Source organism: Almyronema sp. (genome assembly GCF_052168255.1).
GTDB lineage: Bacteria > Cyanobacteriota > Cyanobacteriia > Phormidesmidales > Phormidesmidaceae > Sphaerothrix > Sphaerothrix epifaneia.
In genome coordinates, this window is the sequence record NZ_JBQLZL010000023.1 from 43,473 (window position 1) to 68,283 (window position 24,811).

At 50.3% G+C, this 24,811-nt stretch carries 21 protein-coding genes; 8 read left to right on the plus strand and 13 right to left on the minus strand.

Annotated elements, in window-relative coordinates; all coding sequences use genetic code 11:
• Nucleotides 1-27: 27 nt before the first annotated feature.
• Together ACTS3T_RS03995 and ACTS3T_RS04000 are read right to left on the minus strand one after the other, a co-directional pair.
• Nucleotides 28-1,242, minus strand: a complete 1,215-nt coding sequence (locus ACTS3T_RS03995) for a glycosyltransferase (protein ID WP_377964313.1) — start codon at nt 1,240-1,242, stop codon at nt 28-30.
• A gap of 71 nt (nt 1,243-1,313) precedes the next feature.
• On the minus strand, nt 1,314-1,727 hold the full coding sequence (locus ACTS3T_RS04000) for a heavy metal-responsive transcriptional regulator (RefSeq protein ID WP_377964315.1): 414 nt from the start codon (nt 1,725-1,727) through the stop codon (nt 1,314-1,316).
• 350 nt (nt 1,728-2,077) lie between these two features.
• Between ACTS3T_RS04000 and ACTS3T_RS04005 the strand changes: the two genes are divergently transcribed.
• Complete coding sequence (locus ACTS3T_RS04005; protein ID WP_377964317.1) at nt 2,078-3,511, plus strand: multicopper oxidase family protein; 1,434 nt, start codon at nt 2,078-2,080, stop codon at nt 3,509-3,511.
• On the opposite strand, the gene accB is transcribed toward ACTS3T_RS04005, so the two are convergent.
• Nucleotides 3,508-3,999 carry an acetyl-CoA carboxylase biotin carboxyl carrier protein gene (accB, locus tag ACTS3T_RS04010; RefSeq protein WP_377964319.1) on the minus strand — a complete coding sequence of 164 codons (492 nt, stop codon included), beginning with the start codon at nt 3,997-3,999 and terminating at the stop codon, nt 3,508-3,510. The genes ACTS3T_RS04005 and accB overlap by 4 nt on opposite strands.
• A 109-nt stretch (nt 4,000-4,108) precedes the next feature.
• Nucleotides 4,109-4,666 (minus strand): elongation factor P, encoded by a 558-nt coding sequence (efp, locus tag ACTS3T_RS04015; RefSeq protein ID WP_377964321.1) that lies wholly within the window; start codon nt 4,664-4,666, stop codon nt 4,109-4,111.
• 165 nt (nt 4,667-4,831) lie between these two features.
• Between efp and ACTS3T_RS04020 the strand changes: the two genes are divergently transcribed.
• Both ACTS3T_RS04020 and ACTS3T_RS04025 read left to right on the plus strand, forming a co-directional pair.
• On the plus strand, nt 4,832-5,986 hold the full coding sequence (locus tag ACTS3T_RS04020; RefSeq protein ID WP_377964456.1) for a peptidylprolyl isomerase: 1,155 nt from the start codon (nt 4,832-4,834) through the stop codon (nt 5,984-5,986).
• A 398-nt stretch (nt 5,987-6,384) separates the two neighbouring features.
• Complete coding sequence (locus tag ACTS3T_RS04025; protein WP_377964323.1) at nt 6,385-7,869, plus strand: glycerophosphodiester phosphodiesterase family protein; 1,485 nt, start codon at nt 6,385-6,387, stop codon at nt 7,867-7,869.
• A 361-nt stretch (nt 7,870-8,230) separates the two neighbouring features.
• On the opposite strand, the gene ACTS3T_RS04030 is transcribed toward ACTS3T_RS04025, so the two are convergent.
• Together ACTS3T_RS04030 and ACTS3T_RS04035 are read right to left on the minus strand one after the other, a co-directional pair.
• The gene (locus tag ACTS3T_RS04030; RefSeq protein WP_462934804.1) at nt 8,231-9,226 is read right to left on the minus strand and encodes a hypothetical protein; all 996 of its coding nucleotides are present in this window, start codon (nt 9,224-9,226) and stop codon (nt 8,231-8,233) included.
• A gap of 376 nt (nt 9,227-9,602) precedes the next feature.
• Nucleotides 9,603-10,808, minus strand: a complete 1,206-nt coding sequence (locus ACTS3T_RS04035; protein ID WP_377964329.1) for an argininosuccinate synthase — start codon at nt 10,806-10,808, stop codon at nt 9,603-9,605.
• Between the two features lie 279 nt (nt 10,809-11,087).
• Between ACTS3T_RS04035 and ACTS3T_RS04040 the strand changes: the two genes are divergently transcribed.
• Nucleotides 11,088-12,428: a hypothetical protein gene (locus tag ACTS3T_RS04040; protein ID WP_377964331.1), complete on the plus strand. Its 1,341-nt coding sequence runs from the start codon at nt 11,088-11,090 to the stop codon at nt 12,426-12,428.
• Between the two features lie 201 nt (nt 12,429-12,629).
• A complete protein-coding gene (locus ACTS3T_RS04045; protein WP_377964333.1) occupies nt 12,630-13,529 on the plus strand; it encodes an alpha/beta fold hydrolase in 900 nt (299 codons plus the stop codon).
• Nucleotides 13,530-13,561: 32 nt separating this feature from the next.
• On the opposite strand, the gene ACTS3T_RS04050 is transcribed toward ACTS3T_RS04045, so the two are convergent.
• From ACTS3T_RS04050 to ACTS3T_RS04060, 3 genes are read right to left on the minus strand one after another with little or no spacing between them, the layout of a single operon-like run.
• Nucleotides 13,562-14,536: a lysylphosphatidylglycerol synthase transmembrane domain-containing protein gene (locus tag ACTS3T_RS04050; RefSeq protein ID WP_377964335.1), complete on the minus strand. Its 975-nt coding sequence runs from the start codon at nt 14,534-14,536 to the stop codon at nt 13,562-13,564.
• A gap of 2 nt (nt 14,537-14,538) precedes the next feature.
• Entirely contained in the window at nt 14,539-16,131 is a 1,593-nt protein-coding gene (locus ACTS3T_RS04055) for a hypothetical protein (RefSeq protein WP_377964337.1), read from the minus strand.
• Nucleotides 16,124-17,104, minus strand: a complete 981-nt coding sequence (locus tag ACTS3T_RS04060; protein ID WP_377964339.1) for a glycosyltransferase family 2 protein — start codon at nt 17,102-17,104, stop codon at nt 16,124-16,126. The genes ACTS3T_RS04055 and ACTS3T_RS04060 overlap by 8 nt, the downstream gene beginning before the upstream one ends.
• 479 nt (nt 17,105-17,583) lie before the next feature.
• Between ACTS3T_RS04060 and pyk the strand changes: the two genes are divergently transcribed.
• Nucleotides 17,584-19,005 (plus strand): pyruvate kinase, encoded by a 1,422-nt coding sequence (gene pyk / locus ACTS3T_RS04065; RefSeq protein WP_377964341.1) that lies wholly within the window; start codon nt 17,584-17,586, stop codon nt 19,003-19,005.
• A gap of 163 nt (nt 19,006-19,168) precedes the next feature.
• Here pyk and ACTS3T_RS04070 read toward each other — a convergent pair whose 3' ends face one another.
• Both ACTS3T_RS04070 and ACTS3T_RS04075 read right to left on the minus strand, forming a co-directional pair.
• Complete coding sequence (locus ACTS3T_RS04070) at nt 19,169-19,528, minus strand: (2Fe-2S) ferredoxin domain-containing protein (protein WP_377964343.1); 360 nt, start codon at nt 19,526-19,528, stop codon at nt 19,169-19,171.
• Between the two features lie 28 nt (nt 19,529-19,556).
• A complete protein-coding gene (locus tag ACTS3T_RS04075; RefSeq protein ID WP_377964345.1) occupies nt 19,557-20,024 on the minus strand; it encodes a 2TM domain-containing protein in 468 nt (155 codons plus the stop codon).
• 136 nt (nt 20,025-20,160) lie between these two features.
• Between ACTS3T_RS04075 and ACTS3T_RS04080 the strand changes: the two genes are divergently transcribed.
• Entirely contained in the window at nt 20,161-21,576 is a 1,416-nt protein-coding gene (locus ACTS3T_RS04080; RefSeq protein ID WP_377964346.1) for an amidase, read from the plus strand.
• Nucleotides 21,577-21,606: 30 nt separating this feature from the next.
• Here ACTS3T_RS04080 and ACTS3T_RS04085 read toward each other — a convergent pair whose 3' ends face one another.
• Nucleotides 21,607-22,794 carry a site-specific integrase gene (locus ACTS3T_RS04085; protein WP_377964348.1) on the minus strand — a complete coding sequence of 396 codons (1,188 nt, stop codon included), beginning with the start codon at nt 22,792-22,794 and terminating at the stop codon, nt 21,607-21,609.
• 206 nt (nt 22,795-23,000) lie between these two features.
• Between ACTS3T_RS04085 and hemH the strand changes: the two genes are divergently transcribed.
• Complete coding sequence (gene hemH, locus ACTS3T_RS04090; RefSeq protein ID WP_377964350.1) at nt 23,001-24,164, plus strand: ferrochelatase; 1,164 nt, start codon at nt 23,001-23,003, stop codon at nt 24,162-24,164.
• A gap of 39 nt (nt 24,165-24,203) precedes the next feature.
• Here hemH and ACTS3T_RS04095 read toward each other — a convergent pair whose 3' ends face one another.
• On the minus strand, nt 24,204-24,767 hold the full coding sequence (locus ACTS3T_RS04095; RefSeq protein WP_377964352.1) for a DUF4126 domain-containing protein: 564 nt from the start codon (nt 24,765-24,767) through the stop codon (nt 24,204-24,206).
• Between the last annotated feature and the right edge of the window lie 44 nt (nt 24,768-24,811).

Below are 24,811 nucleotides of genomic sequence, written 5' to 3' on the forward strand. Positions count from 1 at the left end.
TCCTAGCTAGATACGTTAGTAAGTAACTTAAGTAAGGGGAATGGCACTTGTCGCCATTCCCTTTTTTTGTTTAAGCGTGTCGTAAAGAGTTTCTAGGGTTTGAGTATTCTGGCGAATATCAAACTGACGTTCTATCTTTTGGCGACCCTGAGCGGCCATTACATTGCGTAAGTTTTCGTCATTTAATAGCGTTAGCAGGTAAGCAGCGATCGCCTGGGTGTCTTTTTCAGGTGCCAAAAACCCGGTTTTTTCATGCTCGACGGCTTCCGGAATGCCTGCGTGCCAAGAACTCACTACCGGTAAGCCCATAGCCTGGGCTTCTAAAATAACAATAGGCAAGCCTTCTGAGTCGCCTTGCTGACCTGTGACGCTAGGGGCAGCCAGTACCGCTGCTCGATTCATCCAGCTACGGACTGTTTCAGGGGGCTGAAAACCTAAAAAACGATAAGATTTGAGACATTTAGCCGCCAACGCTTCCAAAGCCAATCGCTGAAAACCATCACCAATCAACACCAGTTCGCAGTCAGGCCGCTCAGCCTGCACATGAGCCATTGCTTGAATCAAATATTCGCAGCCTTTCTTTTCAACCAAACGACCGACAAATAAAACAATAGGCTGTCTCGGCACCATTGGCTTTGGGGTGAGCTGGCTAAGGTCAATACCGATGTAATGTACCTGAATTTTTTCCGGCGGGCAGCCCCGCTTGATTAAGCGATCGCGAATAAATTCTGAAACCGCAATGATCTGATCAGCCGTTTGAAAAAGCTTTGAGCGTTGTCGATAAAACAAGGTGGGGTAAAAACGCTGCCGATGAATGAGAGATGTAAACCCGGTCAATAGAGTCGGCACCTGGTAAGCTAAGCTGACTTCTGCTGTTGCATAATAGCCATGAAACGTAACCACCAGCGGAATCTGCAACTGCTTAGCCAAAGGCATTGCCAAAACACCATCTAGACCCAGATGAGCATGAATGAGCTGAGGCGAGAGAGCTTTAATCTGGTTGAACCAATGAGGGTGGGCAATGCCCAGGCGCATATAAAGGTTTTTCCAAAGTTTAGACTGCTCAACACATTGATCTAGAACAATTTGGCGATCGCTGGGTAAGGGAAAGCAAGCCTGCGAAAAAGTGGTCGTCCCCACATAAAAGCCTTTGTGCCTGCAGAAGTGTTCAACTTGAGCCGGAATAAATGTTTCTGAATAGGGCAGAATCTGATCGCGATAGATAACAACAGATGGCTGCATAAGGCTCGAATGGCTTACTTCCCTCTATTTACCCACCCGAGACTGACAAAGCGACAAAAAGTTTAAGCAAGCTAATGACTTTCAATAATGGGGCAGATTTGCTCATCCGTTAGCGTTGTTGGCGTGGCTTGATCTAACAGATGCGTCAACTGATTTTTGAGTTGAGTGAGTTGTTCAATTCGGTCATTAATCGCAACAATTTTTTGCTGAAATTTTTGTCGTACGGTCTGGCAGGGAATTTGTCCCTGGTCGTGTAGCGCCAGAATTTCCCCAATTTCTTGCAGGCTTAACCCTAAACTTTGAGCTTGTTTAATAAAAGCAAGCCGCGTTAAAACTTCCGGCCAAAAGAGCCGAAACCCCCCACGAGTGCGTCTAGCAGACTGAATCAACCCCAATTCTTCGTAATAGCGAATGGTTTTGATAGGCACCTGGCTTTGCTGATGGACTTCACCAATCTTTAGAAATTGAGATTCTTGAGCCAGCATGGTTTTGGATTAATTGAGAATTTGGCAGTCTTTCTCTCTTTAGCTTACTGCTTTCAACAAAGTCCTTTTTAGGCTTAACTCTCCCCTTAACTGGATTGTTTATGCTTAGAAAAGCCTTCACAGCATTAGCCATTAGGGTGGAGATATTTAAACTGCTGCAAGCCGCTGCCAGAAAAGCTTTAATTCTACGTTCTGACTTTAGAGCCGTAGCCGCCAGCGCTGAGACGCTCAAATAGCTGAAAGCCGCTGACAGAAAAGCTTTCCTTCTGCCCTCAGCCTTCTACCACCTTTAGCGACAATGCTTGAATTGTCAAGGCTCAATCAATTGTCACTGGTTTTCAAGTTTGACTATGAACCGTCGCCAGTTTCTCGCTCTCAGTACAACTGCCATTGGCGCTGCTGGGTTGTCTCAATGCGCGAGGCGATCGCCTATGGCTTCTACAGCTCAGAGATTTGTCAGCCAAGCAGGCGTTTTGACAGCAGACCTCGTAGCGCAGTCAAGCCGCCTTTCACTAGCAGGTCAGCCAGCCACCCTGCTCAGCTATAACGCTCAGGTACCTGGGCCTTTGTTGGAAATAGCCCCTGGCGACACGCTACAGTTGCGTTTTCACAATGCGCTATCACAACCCACCAATTTGCACTTTCATGGCTTGCACATTCCGCCAACCGGCAACGCTGACAACGTTTTTCGGCACGTTCCACCTGGTGAGACGGCAACCTACGAATTTACCCTACCGATTGACCATCCGGCTGGCCTCGCCTGGTATCATCCCCATGTACATGGCGTCGTTGCTGAGCAGGTTTTTGGTGGACTGGCGGCTCCGATTCTGGTGCGCGGTGGCCTAGATGAGCTACCCGAAATCAAGGCAGCGGCAGAAGCTCTATTGGTTTTACAAGATTTTGCTTTGAATCGACGGGGGCAAATCCAACCTCCTAGCCCTATGTTCCAACGCTGGGGCCGACAGGGTGAGCTAATTACCGTTAATGGTCAAAGTCAGCCGCGCTTTCGCTTGCCAACAGGTGGGCTACTGCGTCTGCGCTTGTTGAATGCTTCGGCCTCTCGCATTTATCGACTGGCTCTCAACCAGCACTTACTCCATCTAATTGCGACGGATGGTAGCCCACTAGCTGCCCCCGTCGCCCTAGAAGAACTTATCCTCGCGCCGGGGGAACGGGCTGAAGTGCTGATTCAAGGCGATCGCCAACCCAGCGAGTATGCCTTGATGAACCTACCCTACGATCGCGGCATCATGGATATGATGGGCGGCATGATGGGCGGCGACGGCATGATGGGCGGCAGGTTAGCTCAGCCTCAGGCGATCGCCCATATTGAATATGGCGATCGCGTTGAACCCCAGCCCTTACCGCAACAGCTATTAGCGCTCGACCCGCTGCCACAGCCATCCATCAAACGAGAATTCGTACTGGATCACGGCATCGACCACCATACGGGCGCGCCTTTCTTAATCAATGGCCGAGCCTTCGCCCCAGAGCGTGTAGATACCCCCGTACAGCTTGGCAGCGTTGAAGATTGGCACATCATCAACCGAGCTGGAATGGATCATCCTTTTCATCTACATACCAATCGGTTTCAGGTCATTAGCCGCAACGGCCAACCCGTTACCCCCTTAGCCTGGAAAGATGTGGTCGCCATTAAAGCCTACGAAGAAGTAGTGATACGCGTACGGTTTGCAGACTATGCAGGCAAAACCGTTTATCACTGCCATATCCTCGATCATGAAGATCAAGGCATGATGGGCATTATTGAGATGCAGTCTGTCTAGGCAGGCCGCACCCGCATTAGCGCCTGACCAAACTCAACGGGTTCAGAATTTTCTACTAAAATTTCAACAATTTCACCCGAAATTTCAGCCTCTAATTCATTCATCAGCTTCATTGCTTCGATAATGCAAACCGTTTGGCCACTCTGAATGCGATCGCCGACATCAACAAAAGGCGGCTCCTCAGGCGCTGGCGCTCGGTAGAACGTGCCCACCATAGGGGAGGTAATTTCTACCAAATTTGGATCCAGAGTGGGTGCGCGCTCGGCGGCAGGTGGGGCTGGCGGGGCTGGCGGCATTTCAGGCAAAACTGCCGGAGGCGTTGAGCCATTACCCGCTAGACCACCATCAGCTAAAACGACTGCTGAGCCAACCGCAGTTTGCTTGCGCAGCGTTAGCTCAAAATCGCCACCTTTTAAAATAAGTTCGGCAATATCTGTTTGGTTGAGTGCAGCAACCAGTTCACGCAGTTCGCCAAAATTTAAATCCACTTAGTTAAACCCCATGCCTACAGCCGTTTTACTGCTGAAACTTTAGTTTTTGATTCCGTGCCTTAGCAACGCCGCTAGTGATACCGTCTAATGCGGGTGCTTAAGCAGTCTACTCGCGTCCCAGGTAAGAGTCATTGCGGGTATCAACTTTAATCTTCTCACCAACGGAGATGAATAGAGGCACCATCACCTGCGCCCCAGTTTCGACAATGGCAGGCTTGGTGCCGCCAGTAGCAGTATCACCTTTGACCCCCGGATCGGTTTCGGTGACTTCCAGCACAACAGAATTGGGAAGTTCGACCTCTAGTACCTGGTCGCCCCAACGAACCACGTTAACCGCCATTTCTTCTTTGAGATATTTAACGCGATCGCCAATTTGGTCGGCGTTTAGACGGGCTTCTTCATAAGTCTCCATATCCATAAAAACGTAGTCTTCCGCATCACGGTAGGTATGCTGCATTGTGCGCTTTTCTAAAACGGCTTGTGGCACCGTTTCTCCAGCCCTGAATGTTTTTTCAACAACGCTGCCAGACTGAACGTTTTTTAACTTCGTACGCACAAAGGCAGAACCCTTGCCCGGTTTGACGTGCAAAAATTCAACTACACGCCAGACGGATCCTTCTAGCTCGATGGTGGTGCCAGTACGGAAGTCGTTACTAGAAATCATGAGGTTGACTACCTTAGTTGCAGTGAAGAACAAATGAAGCACAATCGGCCATTATTTTACCGCTCAGGGGGAGTTTCCCCATACTTCTAGAGGGGAACACACTGTGACAAAATCATTAAAGAAGCGCCCAACCGCCGGGTAACGTTGAATATTAGAGCAATGAGTATGGTTTTCATCAAGCGTTGGCTTAAAGCAACCTCTCTAGGTATTTTGCTGTTTGCAGTGTCTACCTGGGTGAGCGCCTTCCCTGGAAATGCAGACAGCCTTACCGCCTATGCATTTTCTCTCAGCAATCCGATACTAAACCAGCCACCTTTAGTCAGCTATCTGCCACCGGGTAATGCCATCACCGATGGCAAAGCGCTCTTAAGATATGCCTTACCAATCGACAACTCAGAAATTCGTAAAATTCAAAAAGATTTAGAAGAACTCTCAGACTGGTTGCGCAGCAAACGTTGGGGGCCTATCAAAAGCAACATCGGCAAAATTGAGCGCATCCTTAATCGCAGCAGTGCCAAAATTCTGGCAGCCGTACCGACAGCTAATCAAGCCCAAGCCGAAACGTTGATCAGCCAGCTTCAAGCCGAACTTTTACCCCTGAAAGAGGCGGCAGAGGCGCAAGATAAAGAGCAGGTTTGGCAACAGCGAGCAGCGGCATTAGATACCGTAGGCGCGTTAGAAGAACTGATGGTAGAGGGGTTTCCCTATGAGGTACCCGCAGAATACAGCCATTTGCCTCAGCTTCAGGGACGAGCCACAGTCGAATTTACAACGAACAAAGGCACAATGACGGCGGTAGTAGATGGCTATAGCGCTCCGGTGACGGCGGGTAACTTTGTAGATTTAGTCCAGCGTGGCTTTTATGACGGCTTGGAGTTTATCCGGGCTGAAGACTATTACGTCTTGCAAACAGGCGACCCAGCCGGGGCAGCCGACGGCTTTATCGATCCTCAAACTAATGAGTATCGGGCAATTCCTTTAGAAATTTTAGTCCAGGGAGATGACCAGCCGATTTACGGTGCGACGCTTGAGTCTTTAGGTCGCTATTTGGAAGATCCGGTGCTGCCTTTTTCTGCCTTTGGCACGTTGGGAATGGCTCGTCCGGGTAATGACGTCAATGGCGGTTCTTCTCAGTTCTTTTTCTTTTTGTTTGAACCTGAGTTGACCCCGGCAGGGCTGAATTTGCTAGATGGTCGCTATACGGTCTTTGGTTATGTAGTAGATAACAAAGAAGTACTTGACGAACTGACCCAAGGCGATCGCATTGTATCGGCAAAAGTCGTTGATGGCCTAGAAAACCTGGTAACGCCTAGCGCCTAAGCGATCGGCTCGGTTTAAAAGCCCTGGCACCTCTTGCTGAGATAAACAAAGCTCTAGATAGAACCAACCGACGAATTCGACTGCGCTGAAGGCGCGATCGCTTGCTGTGCCTCAGCCAGGTGCGGAGCCAAGGCAGCGCAGTCGCAACCCCAAAGCCAGCTTACGCAAAGCGCAATTGTAGCTAAAGCCAGAAGATTGAGGGCGGCGGGAAAGCTTTTCTATCCCTCACTTTCAGCCGTTGAAGTGTCTCAACGCGGGTGGCGACAGCGATAGACAATAGCCTTAATCTAAGCTTCAAGCCTTATTTAAGCAGCAATAGTCATTCCTTAATGTGATTTCGGTAACTTGAGCGGCAGAACTTTAAACGTGGTTTTCACGTAAACACTCAGGAGTTTTGCATGAAGATACTTCGCGCTTGGCCTGCTTTGCTGCTGCCTGTAGCAGGTTTATTGGCCGCTTCCGTTGCCGTTGCCTCACCGCAGTTGCTCAAAGACGACGAAGCAAACGATTTGGATTTGAATACGCCAGAGGCTGGCCTTCCGATCGTTATTGGCCATCGGGGAGCGAGTGGTTTTAGACCTGAACATACCCTAGCGGCTTATCGGGTGGCGATTCAGCAGGGGGCTGATTTTATTGAACCGGATTTGGTCGTCACCAAAGACAACGTCTTGATTGCTCGCCACGAAAACGCCCTGACGACCGTTGCCCTTGACGCCAACAACGAGATTATTTTCGACGCTAACGGCAACCCTACCGTTACCCAAGAGACGACTAACGTAGCTGAGTTCAGAAAGTTTCGCGATCGCCTGACGGTCAAATTTATCGACGGGGTCGCCACCGGGGGGTGGTTTGCCGAGGATTTTACCCTGGCTGAAATCAAAGAACTCAGGGCACGCGAGCGTATTCCTAACGTGCGTCCTCGAAATACTCGCTTTAACGATCGCTACGAAGTTCCTACCCTAGCTGAAGTAATCCGCTTGGTAAAGCAGGTAGAAGCCCGGACAGGCCGTCAGATCGGCATTTATCCAGAAACCAAACATCCGACCTTCTTTGCCAAAGAAGGCACTTATGTAGACGGTACACCCATCAACAAATCTTTGGGTGATCTGCTGATCAAAACGCTGGTTAGAGAACGCTTTACCAATCCGAATCGAATTTTCATCCAGTCGTTTGAGTTTGAAAACTTAATTGAACTACAAACCCAAATCATGCCTCGCTATGGCGTAGATATTCCGCTGGTGCAGCTCTATGGTGACATTACTGACGCCTTTTTGCAGCCTAGCAGCAACTTCTCTCGCCCCTACGACATGATTTACAACGCAGCGCAAGGGGCAGACCTCAACGCAATTTATGGGCAGCTAGCCAACTTAATTCCTGGCGGCATTACCCCCACAACCGGATATGGCGCTTTGGTTTCTAACCCCATCATCCGCTACATTGCTGATACCTATGCTGAAGGCATAGGGCCTTGGAAAAACAGCTTCTTGCTACGTGAGCGGCTACCTCAGGCCGTCGATGGCAATGGCGATGGCGTCGCCGAAATTACCACCCGTCTCACGGGTGAAGTTGAGCCTTTTCTGGCGTTTGCCCTTGCCCAAGGGTTAGACGTGCATCCTTATACCCTCCGTTCAGAAGAGCAGTTTTTGACGCTCGACGCTAACGGCAACCCTCAGACCATTATTGACGAGGTGGTGCAGATTCTAGAATTAGGCGTAACCGGCTTTTTTATTGACCAGCCCATTGACGGTGTGACCGGGCGCGAACAGTTCTTGGATTCCTTTGGTGACGATGAACCGGAGGAAGATGATGAGTCAACAGAAGACGAAGACGGCTTGAATGTGCCAGGAAATATCATCATTTTGCCAGGTGGCGACGATGACTAATCAGATTGTCTGCCAAAACAGCTAAAGCAGGCAGATATAGCTAAAGGCAGCAAGCTGAGGTCAGAAGGAAAGCTTTTCTGTCAGCGGCTTGCTGCTGTTGAAGTGTTTTAACGCTGCTGGCTCCGGCTATGTGAGAAAATTTTTGAAAAGATATCTGCTGTGTAGCAAAACGGTTTAGATCCCCCTAAATCCCCCTGAAAAAGGGTAACTTCCGAGCCGATCCCCCCTTTTCGAGGGTAGTAGGGGAGATCGATGAGTGCCTAAAATCACAACCGTTGGCTTTTCAAACACGCTCTAAGCTTTCACCAGCGATGGAAGTTCTGCAAAATATTCTATCGGTGGCTGTTTGGAGCGGCACTCACTAGCCATTTTGAGGAATATATTGGCTCAGCTTGTGAGCAATTTCAAATAAGCGTTCTTGCTGAGCGCTTGTGAGCTGCTTACCAAATTTTTGCTGCGTTCTGAGCGCATAGAAATAGTCGAGTTCTTCCAGTTTTCTGGCGTCTTGAATGACGTTTTGCAAAAACTGAAGATGCTGCCGCTTCGTCAGAGCATCGGGTTTAGCTTCCGGATCAAGGTGGCTTAAGACAGTGGCGAGTTGTTGATTGCTGAGGAGGGCTTCGCTGCTGGTAAGCGATCGCACAATAGCAGGCACAATTTTGATCACCGCATAATCATCCATGATGGGTACGTGCTGTTGACCAGGAGCCGATCGCTCTAACCGAAGACCTCGTAGCCTATACTGTATGGCTTCTACAGGCTGGTTAAAAAAGACGTAAGCGCCACAGCGTAAGGGAGCATCTCCGCCACTGACTGCTTGGGCAAACAGATCTAAACGACTGTTTAAAATTAGTTTGTTTTGGTCGCGCAAATCGCTTAGCCGTTCAATTCGATGGAGCAGAGCAGGCGCTAGGCTAGCAAAGGGAACCAAGGCGGAAAACAAACCGCCAAACTCAGCATAAATAGTATTTAGACCCTGGAAAATTTCGTCATTTTTATCCAGTCCTTTGTCGATTTCAAAAATTTGCAGCTCCAGCCAAAGCCGTGCATCGGCTGCATAGTCTTGGCGAGCAAAGATGTGTTCAAACTCTAGGTTGTCTTTAACGGTTTGCGGCGGTACCTCCCGCTCAAAAAAATTAATCACCTGGGTCAACGGTTGATCCCCATAGCGGACTCGCGATCGCACGAGTAAATCATTACCGCTGTTGTCTCGTTCGTGGCCTTCATACACATAGAAACTTTTAAGCGAAACGGTAAACGCGCCGCCAGCTTCAATCATTTGATCGGTGGCTACAATTGCCGAGTCTGAACGCCGCAGTTTAGCCCCTTCAGGGTGACTTAAATCTGCTAAGGCCACAAACCAATGCGAGCTTCTATCTTCTGGCATCGCTCAAAAATTCAACCGATTGTTCAGTCAGCCTCACCCGTTGAGCGACTGTGGGCTAGTCAAACATCAATCTCAAGCTGCCGATAGCGTTAATTGCGCGGGGTGGCTGTTTACCACGCTGGAGCGATCGCAATTTCCAATTCACCCTGATAAAATCGGCGTCCGCTTAGCCAACTTGCCCCAGCTTTCTACAGGTAGGGGGGTATAGTCTGACACCTCTAGCGTATCCCAATCGTGAAAAAGTCTCCGGGTCTGGTAGCTTTCTTAATAAAGCTTTTTGTGCCTTGAGGGGGCACTCCTGCTGAGTGCTCCCCTCTCCAGCAACCGCCCCAGCCGCTAACTATAATTAGCCCTGACGGTTTTTCTCTGACCAAACGCGAGTCGGCAGACCCCAGACATAAATGAAGCCTTCTGCCGCTTTGTGATCAAACTGATCGTCGCTGCTATAAGTGGCTAGTTCTTCGCTGTAGAGCGCCTTGTCAGATTTACGTCCCACAATTGTGGCGGTGCCCTTAAAGAGTTTGACTCGCACTGTGCCAGAAACACGCTCTTGAGTCTTTTGGATAAAGGCATCTAAAGCAGCCTTGAGGGGGCTATACCACAAACCGTTGTAAATCATCTGGCTGTAGCTCTCTTCGATGCCTCGCTTATAGTGGGTGACATCAGCCGTCAGCGTTAAGCTTTCTAAGTCTCGGTGAGCCAAAATGAGAACCAACAGCGCTGGGGCTTCGTAAATTTCGCGTGATTTGATGCCAACTAAGCGATTCTCAATCATGTCAATACGCCCCACCCCATGCTCACCAGCGATCGCATTGAGCTGACTCACCAGTTCCACCGCCGCTAGAGACGAACCGTTAAGGCTAACAGGCAAGCCCTGCTCAAAGCCAATTTCTACATAAGTCGGTTCATCCGGCGTGGCGGCGATCCCGTTAGTCATGACGTAAATTTCTTCTAGCGGCTCGTTCCAGGGATTTTCTAACGGGCCAGCTTCAATACTGCGGCCTAGCAGGTTGCGATCGATACTGTAGGGCGAAGACTTTTTCACCGGAAAGCTCAGGCCAAACTGTTCGCCATAGGCGATCGTCTCTTCGCGACTCATGCCCCACTCGCGGGCAGGCGCTAGCACTTTGAGGTGAGGATTGAGGGCAGCGATCGAAACATCAAAGCGCACCTGATCATTACCCTTGCCCGTACAGCCGTGGGCAACGGCATCTGCACCGTATTTTTCTGCCGCTTCAACCAGCAGTCTGGCAATCAGAGGCCGAGCCAACGCCGTTGAGAGCGGATAGCGATTTTCGTAAAGTGCATTTGCCTGAATGGAGGGAAACGCATAGTCCTGAATGAAGCGTTCAGTAGCATCTCCCACCAGAGATTCTTTGGCACCTGCGGTCAGCGCCTTTTGGCGAATGGGTTCTAGCTCGTCACCTTGGCCAAGGTCTGCTGCCAGCGTAATGACCTCTTTAACCCCCCATTCATTCATTAAATACGGAATGCAGACTGTGGTGTCTACACCGCCAGAATAGGCTAGTACAACTCTTTCAGCGCGACCCATAACTGTTTGACCTGCTTACACATTACAAGCCTCCTATTATCTACCCAATCGTCGCGAAATCGAGTTGGGATTCAACAGAATTTGGTGACAATTTGAGCAGGGGGATTGAGCCAACCTCATGCCTCAGTAATAGTCCTTTGGGCCTAAAACCTGAAAGTCGCTGGGCTTAAAGTCTCGCTGATGAAAGATGAGAAGTAACCTGAGCTTTTGCAAGATGGCAAAAGGGCGATCGCTGCATGTCACAGCCCTCAAGTTTTGCAGATAACCCAGGAGCTGACGATGAAATTGACGCAGACTTTAGGACTAGCCATCGGTCTGAGTGCAACCGCTAGCACCATCCCAGTTGGGCAAGCGGCTGAAGTGATAGGCGGGCCAACCGGGAGCCAGTTCACAATTGAGTCCTTAGCCAATGGCAATTACCGTTTTTGCAGCGATCGCCCCCCTACAGACGTACAAAGGGTTTCAGGTGTTTGTTTTCGCTTTCGTAAGCAGGGGGAAGCCATTGTCGGCAACTACTACTACCCCTATGAAGGATCTAGCCTTTGTGTCAAAGGTCAGGTCAACGGCAATACGGTGACAGGGCAAGGGGTCGAGCGCTTAGGCGAAAATAGCGATCGCTCACTGTTTGACCTGCCGCAAGACCGCTCGGCTTGGCGCTCCGATACCTTTGACGACACTTTTTTACAAGTCGGGCGATCGCAGCTCGTTTTGCAAGGCGAACAGCCAGATCACATTCGCTATCGTAGCTTGCTGCTAAATCTCAACAATTTTTACTGGTTCAACGCTGGAACCGTGTTACCGCCGCAAAGTTGTTTGGCTATAGCTGAAGACTCAACCGCTAACCGGGGCTATACCACCGTTCCTGATACTTTCAGACTGATCGGCGAGTCTGAATATTATCAGCAACCGATTTATCTCAATCAAGATCGCATTCAGCCAGTCTCTAGCCATAGCTATCGCTACAGCACCCGCATTGGGCTGAGCGCCATTGAGGCTGAGTCAGACCTCATTGTCGATTGCAATCAGCCTGACCAGGTACGCTGGCTACGTTCTCGCTATTACACCGAAGCAGGCGAACTGAGCGAGGTTGAAACAGTCGATCAGGTACAGCCTGTGAGTTTAGACGGGCCTAACGCCGACAAATATCGAGCCAACCAAATTGTTTGTCGTCAGGCTGAGGCCGATACCGCCACCTCTCCACCGCTAGAACTGCCCGAAAATATTGTTTATGAGCGTTACATCAATCACCGCTTTAACTTTTCGGTGAGGTATCCGGTCAATGTCGTCACTCCGCAGCCAGCCCCGACCAATAATGACGGTCGCATTTTTGAGTCTGCCAGGGGTCAAATCACTTTGCGCGTCTTCGGTCGCCATAATAGCGCCTCAGAATCGCTAGCAGCGCTTTATCAGCAAGCTTTACAACGCCAAGGGCGAGAAGTGACCGACCAAATCCGGGGCGATCGCTATTTTGTGGTTTCTGGTTACGAGGCTGGCCAGGTTTTTTATGAAAAAAGCGTTTTAGAAAATCAGGTGTTTAAGTCATTAATTCTGCACTATGACTCAGCCCTTCAGCCAGACTTTGATCCGGTAGCGGCTGAAATTGCCGCCTCTTTTCCGTAATCAAGCTGAATTGAGCGGGGGGCGATCGCCTTTGGGGGAGAGCTGTAGCCACTAGCGTTGAGACACTTCAACGGCAGAAAGTCGCTGACAAATAGCTTTTCATTCTGCGTTCTGCCCTTAGCTTTCTAGAAAGCTGAAGCATAGCCTTCAGACTCAATTCTCGCTAATCTACGAGCAGAACTATTGTGAGCCGAAAAGGAGATGCTGCAATTTCAGCCAATTGGGTTTGGGCAACGGGTCGTCGAAACTGCGTTGGGGGCAATGGCCTACTATACGCCAACTGCGGCTCCGTGGGTACGATCAGATCAAGCCACCGAAGAGGCAAAGCCACCGCTGGTATTTCTCCATAGCTTAGGCGGCGGCTCCTCAGCTTATGAATGGTCGCAGGTGTATCCGGCTTTTGCTGCAGATTATCAGGTGATCGCCCCGGATTTGATTGGTTGGGGGCAATCGGCTCATCCGGTGCATGATTACCGGGCGGAAGATTATTTTGAAGCGATCGCCATTTTGCTAGAAACCGTAGCTCAACGACCTGCGGTGGTGGCAGCAACATCACTAACCGCCGCAATTGTTATTCGTTTAGCCATTCGTCGGCCTGAGCTATTTTCGCAGCTATTTCTGGTTTCACCGTCAGGTTACGAAGACTTTGGCAATGGCTATCAGCAGGGAATTGCCGCTCGCTTAGCGGGCACACCGGGGTTAGACAATCTGATTTATAGCTTAGGTGCGGCCAATGAAACGGCGATCGCCAATTTTATGGCCACCTTTCTCTTTGCTAACCCTGATCGCATCACACCTGAAATGATTGCCGCTTACTTGGCCTCAGCCACCCAACGCCAAGCCGAGTATGCAGCCCTGGCGTCGCTGAAGGGGGCGCTTTGCTGCGATCTTTCTCGTTATATGAGCCAGCTACAAGTGCCAACCCTGTTTGTTTGGGGTCAAGCGTCGCGCTTTAATCGGCCTGAGATTGGCCAGCGCTTAGCTGCGCTCAATCCAACTGCGGTCAAAACAGTGGCAGTGATTCCGGAGGCTGGCGTACTGCCGCACTTAGAATTACCTGCGATTGTCATTGGGCTTTTGCGAAAATTTCTAGCGGCTTAATGCCCCTATGCTCAATTGTCTGTACCCGATTTTTACGAACGGTTAATGGTTTTGGGGCGTAGGGGTTTCTTAAAGGCTTTGACAGCAGAAATATATTGACCCAGAAAAGGCAAGCCACCCACCGCGGGCAGAAAATAGCGAGAGGTACACAACAATCCCAGCGCCGCCCCCGTAGCCGCGTCAAAGTAAGGACTGTAAAAGGCAATCAAAGCCGCGTCACGGGTGCCAACTCCGGCAAAGGTGAGGGGTAGCAATCCGGCTAAAATCGCCAGCGGAGACAACGCCAGGTTGGTCAAAAAAGGCGTATAAGCCCGCAGCGCTAGAATAAAAAACCAAATCTGAAGCAGGTGCAAAAACCAGATAAAGATAGAGGTGAGCGAAATTATCGTTAGCTGTCGAGAATCTCCCCAAAAATAGTCGTGCATTTCACTCCAAGAAACCTGCATCGTGTGCAGCTTTTCTTTAATTTTTTTGGGCGCAATGCTGCGGGCAAGCTGAAAAAAGATCTGGGCAAACGCTTTAGAACCTAGCAACAACATGCCTATCACTAACCCGCTGACGACGCCTACCGTCATCACCCAAAAAAGAAAGTCTTTTTGCGGATAGAGCAGTAATCCAAAAGCACACCACAGCAGCAGCGACAGCATATCGCAGGCTTTTTCAAAGACGACAATCGACAGCGACAAAGAACCGCTGAGGTTGCCGCGATCGCGCATAAAATAAGCCTTGGCAATGTCGCCCATTTTAGAAGGCAGCACCATATTCAGCGTACTGGCTGCCAGAATTAGCTTGTTGGCCTCGCCAAAGCCCAGCTTAGACTTAGAGGGCACAATCTGCTGTAAGCGCCAGGAAGTCACCGCCGTAATCGGAATCACCATCCCTAGGCTAACGACCATCCACAGCGGATGGCAGTTTTGAAACACCCCTATCAGTCCGGCAAAATCAATGCGGGTGTAGATAATCGCCAAAATACCGAGGCTAACAATCAGAGAAATAATGCGTTTCATGGCTATAGCGATCGCTCCACCTTAAGGGGTTGTCCGGGCTGTAGTTGGCGAATTTGCGGCGTTAAATCCAGCCAGGGTTGTAGCTGTCCGCGCTGGAAAGTACGGCTCATCACCACATAAATCGAGGTTTGATCCACACCGATACCGCCAGAAACTACCGCGTCCCAGTTGTCGGTTTTAAGTTCATCCGTGACATGCCACTGACCGTTTTGCCAGCGAAAAGTCCGGCTAAATTCAAAAGGTGCTGGCTTTTTACCCGTGATCAGAACTTTTTGCAGCAGCTTGCGAATCAGATTAGGAAAAAACCGCCCCACCATCAGCATGACCACCCGCAAAATCATCAGGTTTAGCGGTGTCATCTGTTTTTGCTTTGCCCAGCCCAACGAACCGCGAATCTGAATCTTATCTTCATCCACCTGAATTTGGTAAGGACTAACCAGGTGGCCTACAGCGTTTTTAAGCTTGCCGTCTTGGCGCACCAGCAGCGAAAACTGCGTGTCCGAAGTTACCAAATGATGACCCTGAAAAAACTTGAAGGTGCCCCCTTTGTTGAGACCCAAATACAGTTTGGTATCTTGCCGTTGGTCGATTAAAATTCGGGCTTCTTCTAGCCAAACCCGTCCGGGGGCAGGCAGCTTGGTGGGGGGGCGATCGCTAACAAAGTCTCGCCAAGCCAGTAGATAATTCCAGGTGTGGTGGCCAACAATATGATCATCGCTATAGCAAGCACCTAGCCCTTTGGCTAAACCTGCCAAAAAGCGATCGTTGATGCTAAGAGCCTCTGGCAACCATTGACCAGCCAGTTCAAAGCCGTGGGGAAAAAAGTTGTAAGTATTGCGGCTGGTATATTCGCCGCCGTAAGAGCCATCAGGATGCACAAAGTAGGCAGCGAGAATTACCCCTTTGGCGATCGCATCTTTGAGCTGAGCTGTAGGCCGCAGTTGATAAAGGCGAGCCAAACAAGAAATCGTCAGGGTGTGATAGCCCGGATCGCAGCCCTCATACTCTTGAAACCAACCTTCTGGGTTTTGCCAGGAAAAGACCAGATCCAGTCGCTGCCGAATGGCCGTTTCCCACTTTTGGGTTTGCAGCAGACGCCCCGTTAGCTCCAAGCACAGGGCAATTAGCGCTTGATGATTAGTTAAACGGCCACTCTCCAGGTGATGGGCTAACCAATCGGCTCGCTGTTCAAAAAAGCGTAAAGCAATTGAATTATTTAGCCCCATGAGCTGATAGCTTTCTAGGCAAGCCAACAAAGAGAAAGCCGCCGCGCCGCTGGCCCGTTCAAAGGGAAAATAATCATCGCAAGAGCCATCTGCATGGGCACTTTTAGCCGCATAAACGATCCCAGCTTCTACCCAGTCTCGTAGCTTTGGCTCTTGGTAGAACGGATTTCCGGGGCAGTCGGTAGCGTAAGCCAGCGCCAACGGCCAGACAAACTCCTGCGACATACCGCTAGGAAAGTCAATAATTTTGTACTGCCAGAAGTTGCGATCGAAGCAACCATAGGTAGGGCTGTGGGGATTTCGATCTTGCAGGGTTAAAATTTTAGGAATTTGGGCTAGGGCTGCTTGAGCGAAGAGATCTCTAGTCATGCGTCTTTACGTGTTGCTTGCGCTGTAAGTGGGCTTCAATTTCAGAGCGTCGCAGCCTCAGCTGGATATCTTCTAACAGTTTGCGATTGACCGAAAGCAAATCCGCCACTAAGCCAAAAATACAAAGCTGAAAACCAACCAGAATCAAAATCGCCGTCAGAATCAAACTGGGAACGTGGGTACGCGCCGTATTTAGCAAGAAAAACAGCACCAGCCAGCGCACACCGAGCAAAACACCCGCAATTAAGGGAATAGCGCCCAAATAAGTAAAAAATTGCAGCGGACGGTAGGTAATAAAAATGCGAACGATGGTTAACAGCGATCGCTGCACATAAGCCCAAATACTCTTGACCAGCCGCGAGGGGCGCAAATAGCCATTCGTCCGAATCGGCACTGACACAATCGCCATGCCCTTTTGCCCCGCTTGAATAATCGTTTCCAGCGTGTAGGTGTATTCGTTAAACACGTTGAACTGTAGAGCAGCAGCGCGGCTAAAGGCTCTAAATCCACTGGGAGCATCAGCCACGGTTGTATTACTAGCTACTCGCACAGCCCAGCTACCCAGTCCTTGCAAAAACTTTTTAATCGGTGAAAAGTGCTTAATCTGGCGAATGGGTCGAGCGCCGATTACAATCTCGGCCTCTCCCCTGACAATAGGCTCTACCAGCCGAGGAATATCGCCTGCATAGTACTGGTTATCAGCGTCGGTATTGACAATAATGTCAGCACCCGCCTTGAGGCAAGCTTCCAGGCCAGCCATAAACCCTTTCGCCAAACCCTGGTTGTAATCAAAACTGACGATATGATCAACACCCCATTCTCGCGCCACATCCACGGTGCGGTCGGTGCTGCCGTCGTTGATAATTAACCACTCAACCTTATCGATCCCAGGAATCTCACGAGGCAGCTCTGACAAAGTGACGCCGAGCGTGGCCTCTTCGTTGTAGCAAGGAATTTGAATAATCAGCTTCATAGTTGGCTAATCTAAAAACCGGATAACTGAAATCTAAACCCAAATATCGTCAACCATTCAACCGCGACAACCCTTTAAAGCGCCAAAAATTTCGATCCACTAGTCGATCAGCTCAACCTGAGAACACACCGCAATAGAGCAAAACCAATGCTTAATTTTTGAAGGTGGTAGCCTAGCCAACAAGCAAGCCCCCACTCTCTCCAGTTAAATAGGGTTGGCAACTTCATTGTTGTTCTGGCTGCGATCGCCTTCACCTTTTTGCTCTAAGCTGAGCTTTCTAGACTCTCCAATTGAGGACTTTAATCGCTGCTCCAGTTGATATGCCAACAGACCTTCCACTTGAACCAGACATCTTGCTATGAGCATACCGGGTAGATTTACTGACCTGAGCAAAGCTCCAATGAAGATGCCCGCTCAGATGCATAAAGTTTTGAGCAAACATTGGTTGTTCAGGTGATTACTCAACTCTTAGGGTTGCCATGAAACCTTTAGTTCACCGTACTAAGATTGTCGCCACGATGGGGCCAGCTACACAATCGCGCGAGACGATTAGGCAAATGGCGATCGCAGGGATGAACGTGGCTCGCCTGAATTTTTCCCATGGCAGCTACGAAAACCATGCCAAGATGATTGCCGAATTGCGCTCCGTTTCTGATGAGCTAGAAACGCCTATTACCCTATTACAAGATCTGCAAGGCCCCAAAATTCGGGTCGGCCACCTGCCCCATACGGGCACAATCGCTTTAGGAGCCGGACAGCGCCTTACCCTCGTGCCGATGGCAGACTATGTCGGACAGGACAATACCGTTTCTATTGACTATCCCTATTTGGCAGAAGAAGCCCAGCCTGGGATGCAAATTTTGCTAGATGATGGCTTGCTAGAGCTACAGGTTGAAAAAATTGAAGGGGATCAAGTTCACTGCCAAGTGATTGAAGGAGGCGAACTCAAAAGCCGCAAAGGCGTCAATCTACCGGCTCTAGACTTACGCCTACCCTCACTCACCGAAAAAGACAAGCAGGATTTAGCCTTTGGCTTAGCCCAAGGAGTCGATATTATTTCTCTCAGCTTTGTGCGGCAAGGAGCCGATGTGGAAGCCCTGCGATCGCTGATTCAACAAAGCGGGGCTGATGTTCCCATTTTGGCCAAAATTGAAAAACCCCAGGCGATCGCCAATCTAGAAGATATTTTGGCCGTTTGCGATATGGTCATGGTGGCCAGAGGGGACTTAGGGGTAGAAATGAGTCCAGAAAAGGTACCAACGCTTCAAAAGCGGATCATCCGTGCTTGCAACCTGCGCAGCATCCCTGTGATCACGGCCACGCAAATGTTAGAGAGCATGATTCATAATCCTCGTCCCACGCGGGCAGAGGCCAGTGATGTCGCCAACGCCATTATTGACGGCACCGATGCCGTTATGCTCTCTGGAGAATCAGCGATCGGTCAATATCCCATCAGAGCGGTCAAAATGCTGGCACGCATTGCCACCGACATCGAACAAGACCTGGAGTTTGTCAACAATCCCCCCGCCCAAACAGACGAAACGCACGCTCTGAGCGAAGCACTCAATACCTTAGACAGTATCTTAGATTTTCAGTGCATCGTGACTTTTACCACCACTGGCTATACAGCAATGATCGCTGCTGGCGAACGCCCTCAAGCCCCTGTGGTGGCGCTCACACCTAGCCGTGATGTTTACCATCGGCTTAACCTGGTTTGGGGGGTTAAACCTGTTTTGATAGAGTCGCCGACTGAAACGTTCGAAGATCTCGTTAGTCAGGCTCAAAGCATTTTGCGAGAGCGTCGGCTAGCTCAACCTGGCGACAAAGTACTCATTCTGGGCGGGATTCCAACCCAAACCCCTCAGGGCACTAATTTTCTGAAAATTCATACCATGCCCTAGCAGGCTGGCAAGCGATCGCTGTAGCCATTAGGCTTAAAAAGCTGCCGAAAGCTGCTAACCGATAAGCTTTGATTTTGCCGTTAGCTCTAATCACTTGCGCCAGCCGCTAGCCAGGTTGATTATCCTAACCAATTGCTGAAAAACCTCAACAACGGCTCATGGCCTATGACGGTGGAGGCTCATAAGCCTCGTACTGGAGGTGAAATCGAGGATGCAAAAGACGCTTGACGGGCTGATTTTGATGCAGATGCTGCGCCACTATCTCAGCCACATCAGCCACCTTCACCCGACAATACCAGGTATCATCCGGCATAACCTTGACCGTGGGGCCTGAACCACATTGCCCCAAACACTGGCTGGGGCTGACAAAGATCGGCAGCTCAGTTTGAGCCTGAAACGCTGCCAGTACCTGATCGGAGTCGCTTCTTAAACAAGAGCGATTTTGACAGACTAAAACACAGCGGCGCTGAGGCAGAGAACGGGTAGCAGAGTCAGAAATTGGAGATACCCTCCTTGAGGTCAAGCGGTCATTTTTTCAGGATGAACCTCAATTAGGCTCGCAGAAACCGATCGAGCAAATTATTAAAAGACTGATGCAGGTGGCGGCGACGACGCCACTTTTGAAACTCAGCTTCGTATTTAAAGTTGCTAGGCCAGTAAGTTTGCCACGCATGGAGAGAGAGTCCTAAACCCCAGGCTAAAACGACATAGAGTGACCAGGAAAGGCCACCACTGGTGAGCAGGTTGAGCAGAATCAAAAAAACGTTGACCACCGTGTAGCGAATGAGGTGGTGCTGAAACTTTTGCTGGCGATAGTGATTGAAGGTTCGCTGTTCGCTAATTTCACCTTTACGCTGTTGCCACTCTAGCTCAGCCGCTGCCAGCGTTGATTGGGCAATGCCAAGTTCGCCCGCGATTTCTACTAGCTGATCACGAGACAGTTCGCCCGCTTCGGTTTCTTTAGCGATCGCAATTTGCAAAATTTGCTGGGCGTCCTCAGAGGGGTATAAAACATTCATGGCATCTCAACAGCTCAACGTTCTCTGACTCTCTTCTTTTGTTATAAAAGATATTTCAGGTGTCTGAACCCAAAAATAGGGAGGGAAATCCCGCCCAAATCGTGGGTAAATTCTAGAAGACTTCGTGTCGATGTGAATGAATCTAACTGATTTAGCCTTTCAGCCAGCTTTAACCCAGGCTCAGCTTGTTCGATCTCGAGAGGTTTCTCCTTTAGAGCTAACCGAACTTTATCTAGACCGAATTGCCGCTTTAAATCCTCAGCTAGGCAGCTATTTTACCGTAATGGCTGACGCCGCGATCGCTGATGCCAAAGCCAAAACCGAACAGCTAACCCGCAGCCAACAGGCAGATTTACCCCTTTTCTATGGCATCCCAATTTCTATCAAAGATCTCAATCCGGTCGCTGGGGTTCCCTGTAGCTATGGTATTCGCTTTGCCCGCGATCGCCTAGCCGATCAAGATGACACCCTGGTAAAGCGCATTCGGCAGGCAGGCTTTATTATTCTGGGTAAAACAGCGACCTCCCAACTGGGTTCGTTTCCCTACACCGAGCCACCAGGGTTTCCCCCCGCTCGCAACCCCTGGCACCTAGACTACACGCCAGGAGGATCCAGCGGCGGCGCAGCGGCGGCCTTAGCAGCGGGGCTGTGTGCCATTTCTCAAGGGTCAGATGGGGGCGGGTCGCTGCGGGGGCCTGCCTTTTGCTGTGGTTTAGTTGGCCTCAAGCCCGCCCGCGGTCGCGTCAGCTTTGCCCCTGTCGGGGAACGGCTCAATGGTTTGGCAAGCAACGGGCCGCTCGCTCGTACCGTCGCCGATGCCGCTGCTTTGCTCGATGTGATGTCGGGTTATGTCGTCGGCGATCCCTACTGGCTACCTGACCCAGATCCGTCGTTTTTGGCCTGGACTCAGCGATCGCCTGGGCAGTTACGCATTGGCTACCTCACCGCTTTAGACCCCATTGGCGAAACTCACCCTACTTGCAAACAAGCGGTTTTGGACACGGCAAAGCGTTTAGAAGCATTAGGCCATATCGTAGAAGCAGCTCCTCGACCCGACTTTAGCGGCTTGATTGAACCCTTTACGGTCGTCTGGCAATGCGTTTTGGCAGAGGCGGGGGTGCCGTGGTTTGCCCTAGAGCGGGTCAACCGCTGGCTGCTAGGACGGGCTAAGCGAATTAATAGTGGCGCTTATCTTAGAGCTGTCAGCCAGCTACAGGTCGTTGCGCGGCAAATTGTCAGGTTTTGCCAACCTTACGACGTCATGCTGCTGCCAGTTTTTATGTATCCAACCGTTCAAATAGGGCAGTGGCAGCGTCTGCGCTCGGCTCAGGTTTTAGAAAAAATCATTCACTGGATTGCACCTTGCCCCCCTTTTAATGCTAGCGGCCAGCCAGCCCTAGCCCTGCCGACTGGCATGGACGAAAGGGGTCTGCCCATCGGCGTTCAGCTTGTTGGTCGCCCAGCAGATGAAACCACCCTGCTGGCGCTAGCCTCACAGCTAGAAGCGGCTCATCCCTGGGAGCACAGACCCGCGATCGCCCAGATCTCCTAACCTCAGCCACCTAAGCGTTAATCTCAAGCACTAGCCTTTATCGGGCGGCTCAGGCGGCTTCAGCCGCGTACGGGTTAAGGCAGCCTGTACCGCCTGTTGTTGGTCACGGTGGGTAATCCAGCGGTGATAAGTCCGGTTATGCACCGCCACAGAGTGCCCCATCATTTTGGCGGCTACCGTATCCGCTAAGCCAAAGTGAATGGTTCTGACCGCCCAGGCATGCCGTAAATCGTAAGGTGAAAATGGCAAACCATAACGGCGAAATTGAATCGTCACCTGTTGGCCAATCCGCTGCAAGGTGGTGCGGTTGAGATCGGTATTGACCGCCGGAAGCTGCACAGCCTGCAAATCAAACTGCGCAACCCATTCTGGATAAAAAGGCCAAACCTCGTGACTGCCTGTTTTCGTCATCGCCTGTACTTCTACGATGGCCTCTGGCTCACCCGCTATCAACCGCTGATAGTCCGAGAAAAACACCTCATGGTTGCGCAATCCATAAGTTGCCATAATGCCATAGACAAATCGCCAAGCTGGGTTGGGCACCTGATAGTAGCCAGCAATGATTTGCTCATCGGAAGGCAGCGATCTAGCAGTGGTTTGACTATTGCCATAGTTACCCGCCAGACTTTTTAGTTCGGTGGGGAGATCTAGCGCTAGAAAATCGGCAAAAGCGTTGAGGGCAGTGCAGCAAACCTGCCGACTACGAGAATTGGGTCGAGTTGATTGCACCGTGGCGTAAACTGCCTCACTCAGGCTGAAACTGGTATGTTTATCAGCGATCGCCGTGAGCTTCTTTAGATAGGGCACATAGGCTTTTGTCCAGGTTGTTCGCACAGACGCGGCTTTTGACGTTTCCGGCTCTCTTGTAAAGAAATATTGCTGAAAAGAGTCAATTTTTTCGGCTAAGTTCTGTTGCGAAATTGCCTTGCCAACTGGATTTTTGAGATAGTTGCGCCAGTCAAATGTATTTTGAATCAGTTCGGCAGCAACAATTTTGGCCTGTTGCTCTGCTTGTTTGAGTCCCGCTTTCGTCGCCGATAAGCCCAAAGCAATTCGCTGCTGATAAGGGCGCAGCCTCACACTATCGGGACGAGGCGGTAGCACCCCCCGCAAGCTGAGCAAAGTTCCGCGCCGCTCTATCTGCAATCCTAAACGGGCGGCCTTGAGCCGTTGATTGATCTGAGTAATCTGAATATCAATAGATGAAGTTGAAGACATTTTCTTGAAAAGCTTGCAGATCAAAGACACTAAAGCTTTTAATAAAGATTAAAACTTTTTACGCAGTGCGCCCGATCTGAGCGCGGATAAAGTGGCGGCTAGCTTAACCTTTCTAGAAAGTAATCTAAAATTTAGGAGAGTCAAGGGATAAGATTAATTGTTACGATATTCAAAGATTATTAGAAACGAAGGGAACTGAAATCATCATGGGCCGTGTTGGGGTTTTACTGCTGAATCTAGGTGGACCAGAGCAGCTTGAAGATGTTCGGCCATTTCTGTTCAATTTGTTTTCTGATCCTGAAATCATTCGTCTTCCTTTTCCCTGGCTACAAAAGCCCCTAGCCTGGTTGATTTCGTCTTCACGCGCCCAAAAATCCCAAGAGAACTATCAGCAAATCGGCGGTGGCTCACCTCTGCGCCAAATCACCGAAGAACAGGCCAATGCGTTGCAAAAGTCGCTCGAAAAAAAGGGCGTCGAGGCCAACGTTTATATCGGTATGCGCTACTGGTACCCGTTTACCGAAGAAGCGATCGCCCGCATCAAACGAGATGGCATTGAGCAGCTAGCCATTTTACCGCTCTATCCCCAATTTTCCATTAGCACCAGTGGTTCTAGCTTTCGCCTGCTGGAGCAACTGTGGCTCGAAGATCCAACGCTCAATCGAATTCGCTATACGGCGATTCCTTCCTGGTACAGCCGTCCTGGGTACGTTCAAGCCATGGCTGAATTAATCGCTCAAGAACTGGATCAATTACCCGATCCCAGCGATGGGCACATCTTTTTCAGCGCCCATGGGGTTCCGGTGAGCTATGTGCAAGAGTCAGGTGATCCTTACCAGCGAGAAATTGAACACTGCACAGAGCTAATCATAAAAGCGCTGAATCGAGCTAATGATTATACGCTGGCTTATCAAAGCAGAGTGGGCCCGGTTGAGTGGCTACAGCCTTATACCGAAGATGCGATCGCAGACCTAGCCGCGCGGGGAATTGAAAGCCTAGTAGTCGTCCCTATCAGCTTCGTTTCAGAGCATATTGAAACGCTGCAAGAAATCGATATTGAGTACCGTGAGATTGCCGAGGAAGCTGGTATTGAGAATTTCCGGCGCGTCCCAGCGCTCAATACCCACAGCGGCTTTATCGATGACCTAGCAGATCTAACTGTGGAAGCACTAGCAGCACCGCCACGGCTGCTCTCAGAAGTCGTCCATCCAGACAAACGGATGAAGATGTATCCGCCTGAGCGCTCCGCTTGGGGGATGACGCCGTTTGCTGAAGTTTGGAACGGACGTCTGGCAATGGTCGGTTTCTTAGCGCTGCTGCTAGAACTGGTCAGTGGCCGGGGGCCTTTACATTTTGTCGGTCTGCTCTAGCCGTAATAACAAAATTTAATCAGCAAACTGACGCCGCTGTTAGCTAGATCGCCGAGAGGAAAGATACCACTGCCGCCAAGCGGATGAGTTACGAATAATCAGCCATAGCAACAGCAAGGCAATCAGTCCCCCTTGCTGCGGCGCATCAAACGCCAGCAAAACCAAACTCACACAGAGAAAGTCTTGTAAAAACAATAGCCAAACGGGCGGTCGTTGCGGGCGATATAACCACCCCGTTTGAAACAACTGTATGACTAGGGCCAACAGCCCACCCACAACGCCAACTAGACCGACTAACCAACCCGAAAGTTCAACCGTTCGGGCGATCGCAATACCCGCGATCGCGCCTACAAACGGGCTAAAAAACAGTTCAATATTCTGCAACATCTGGCGGCTCGTGCGATCTTTAAAGACGACCAGTTCGCACAGTGACCATCCAGCTAAAATTCCCACCACTAACGAAGGCGAAAGCTGCGACAAAATCGGCACGTTAGACCAAAGAGCCGGCCCCGACAACAAACCAATCAGCAGTAGCGGCAGAGCCAAACGCAGTCCCACTGCCGCTGAAATAGAAAGTACGGCTAAAAGTTCAGTAATAATCACACAGACATCAAAGCTTGGCCAAAACCCGTTACATCCAATAAGTT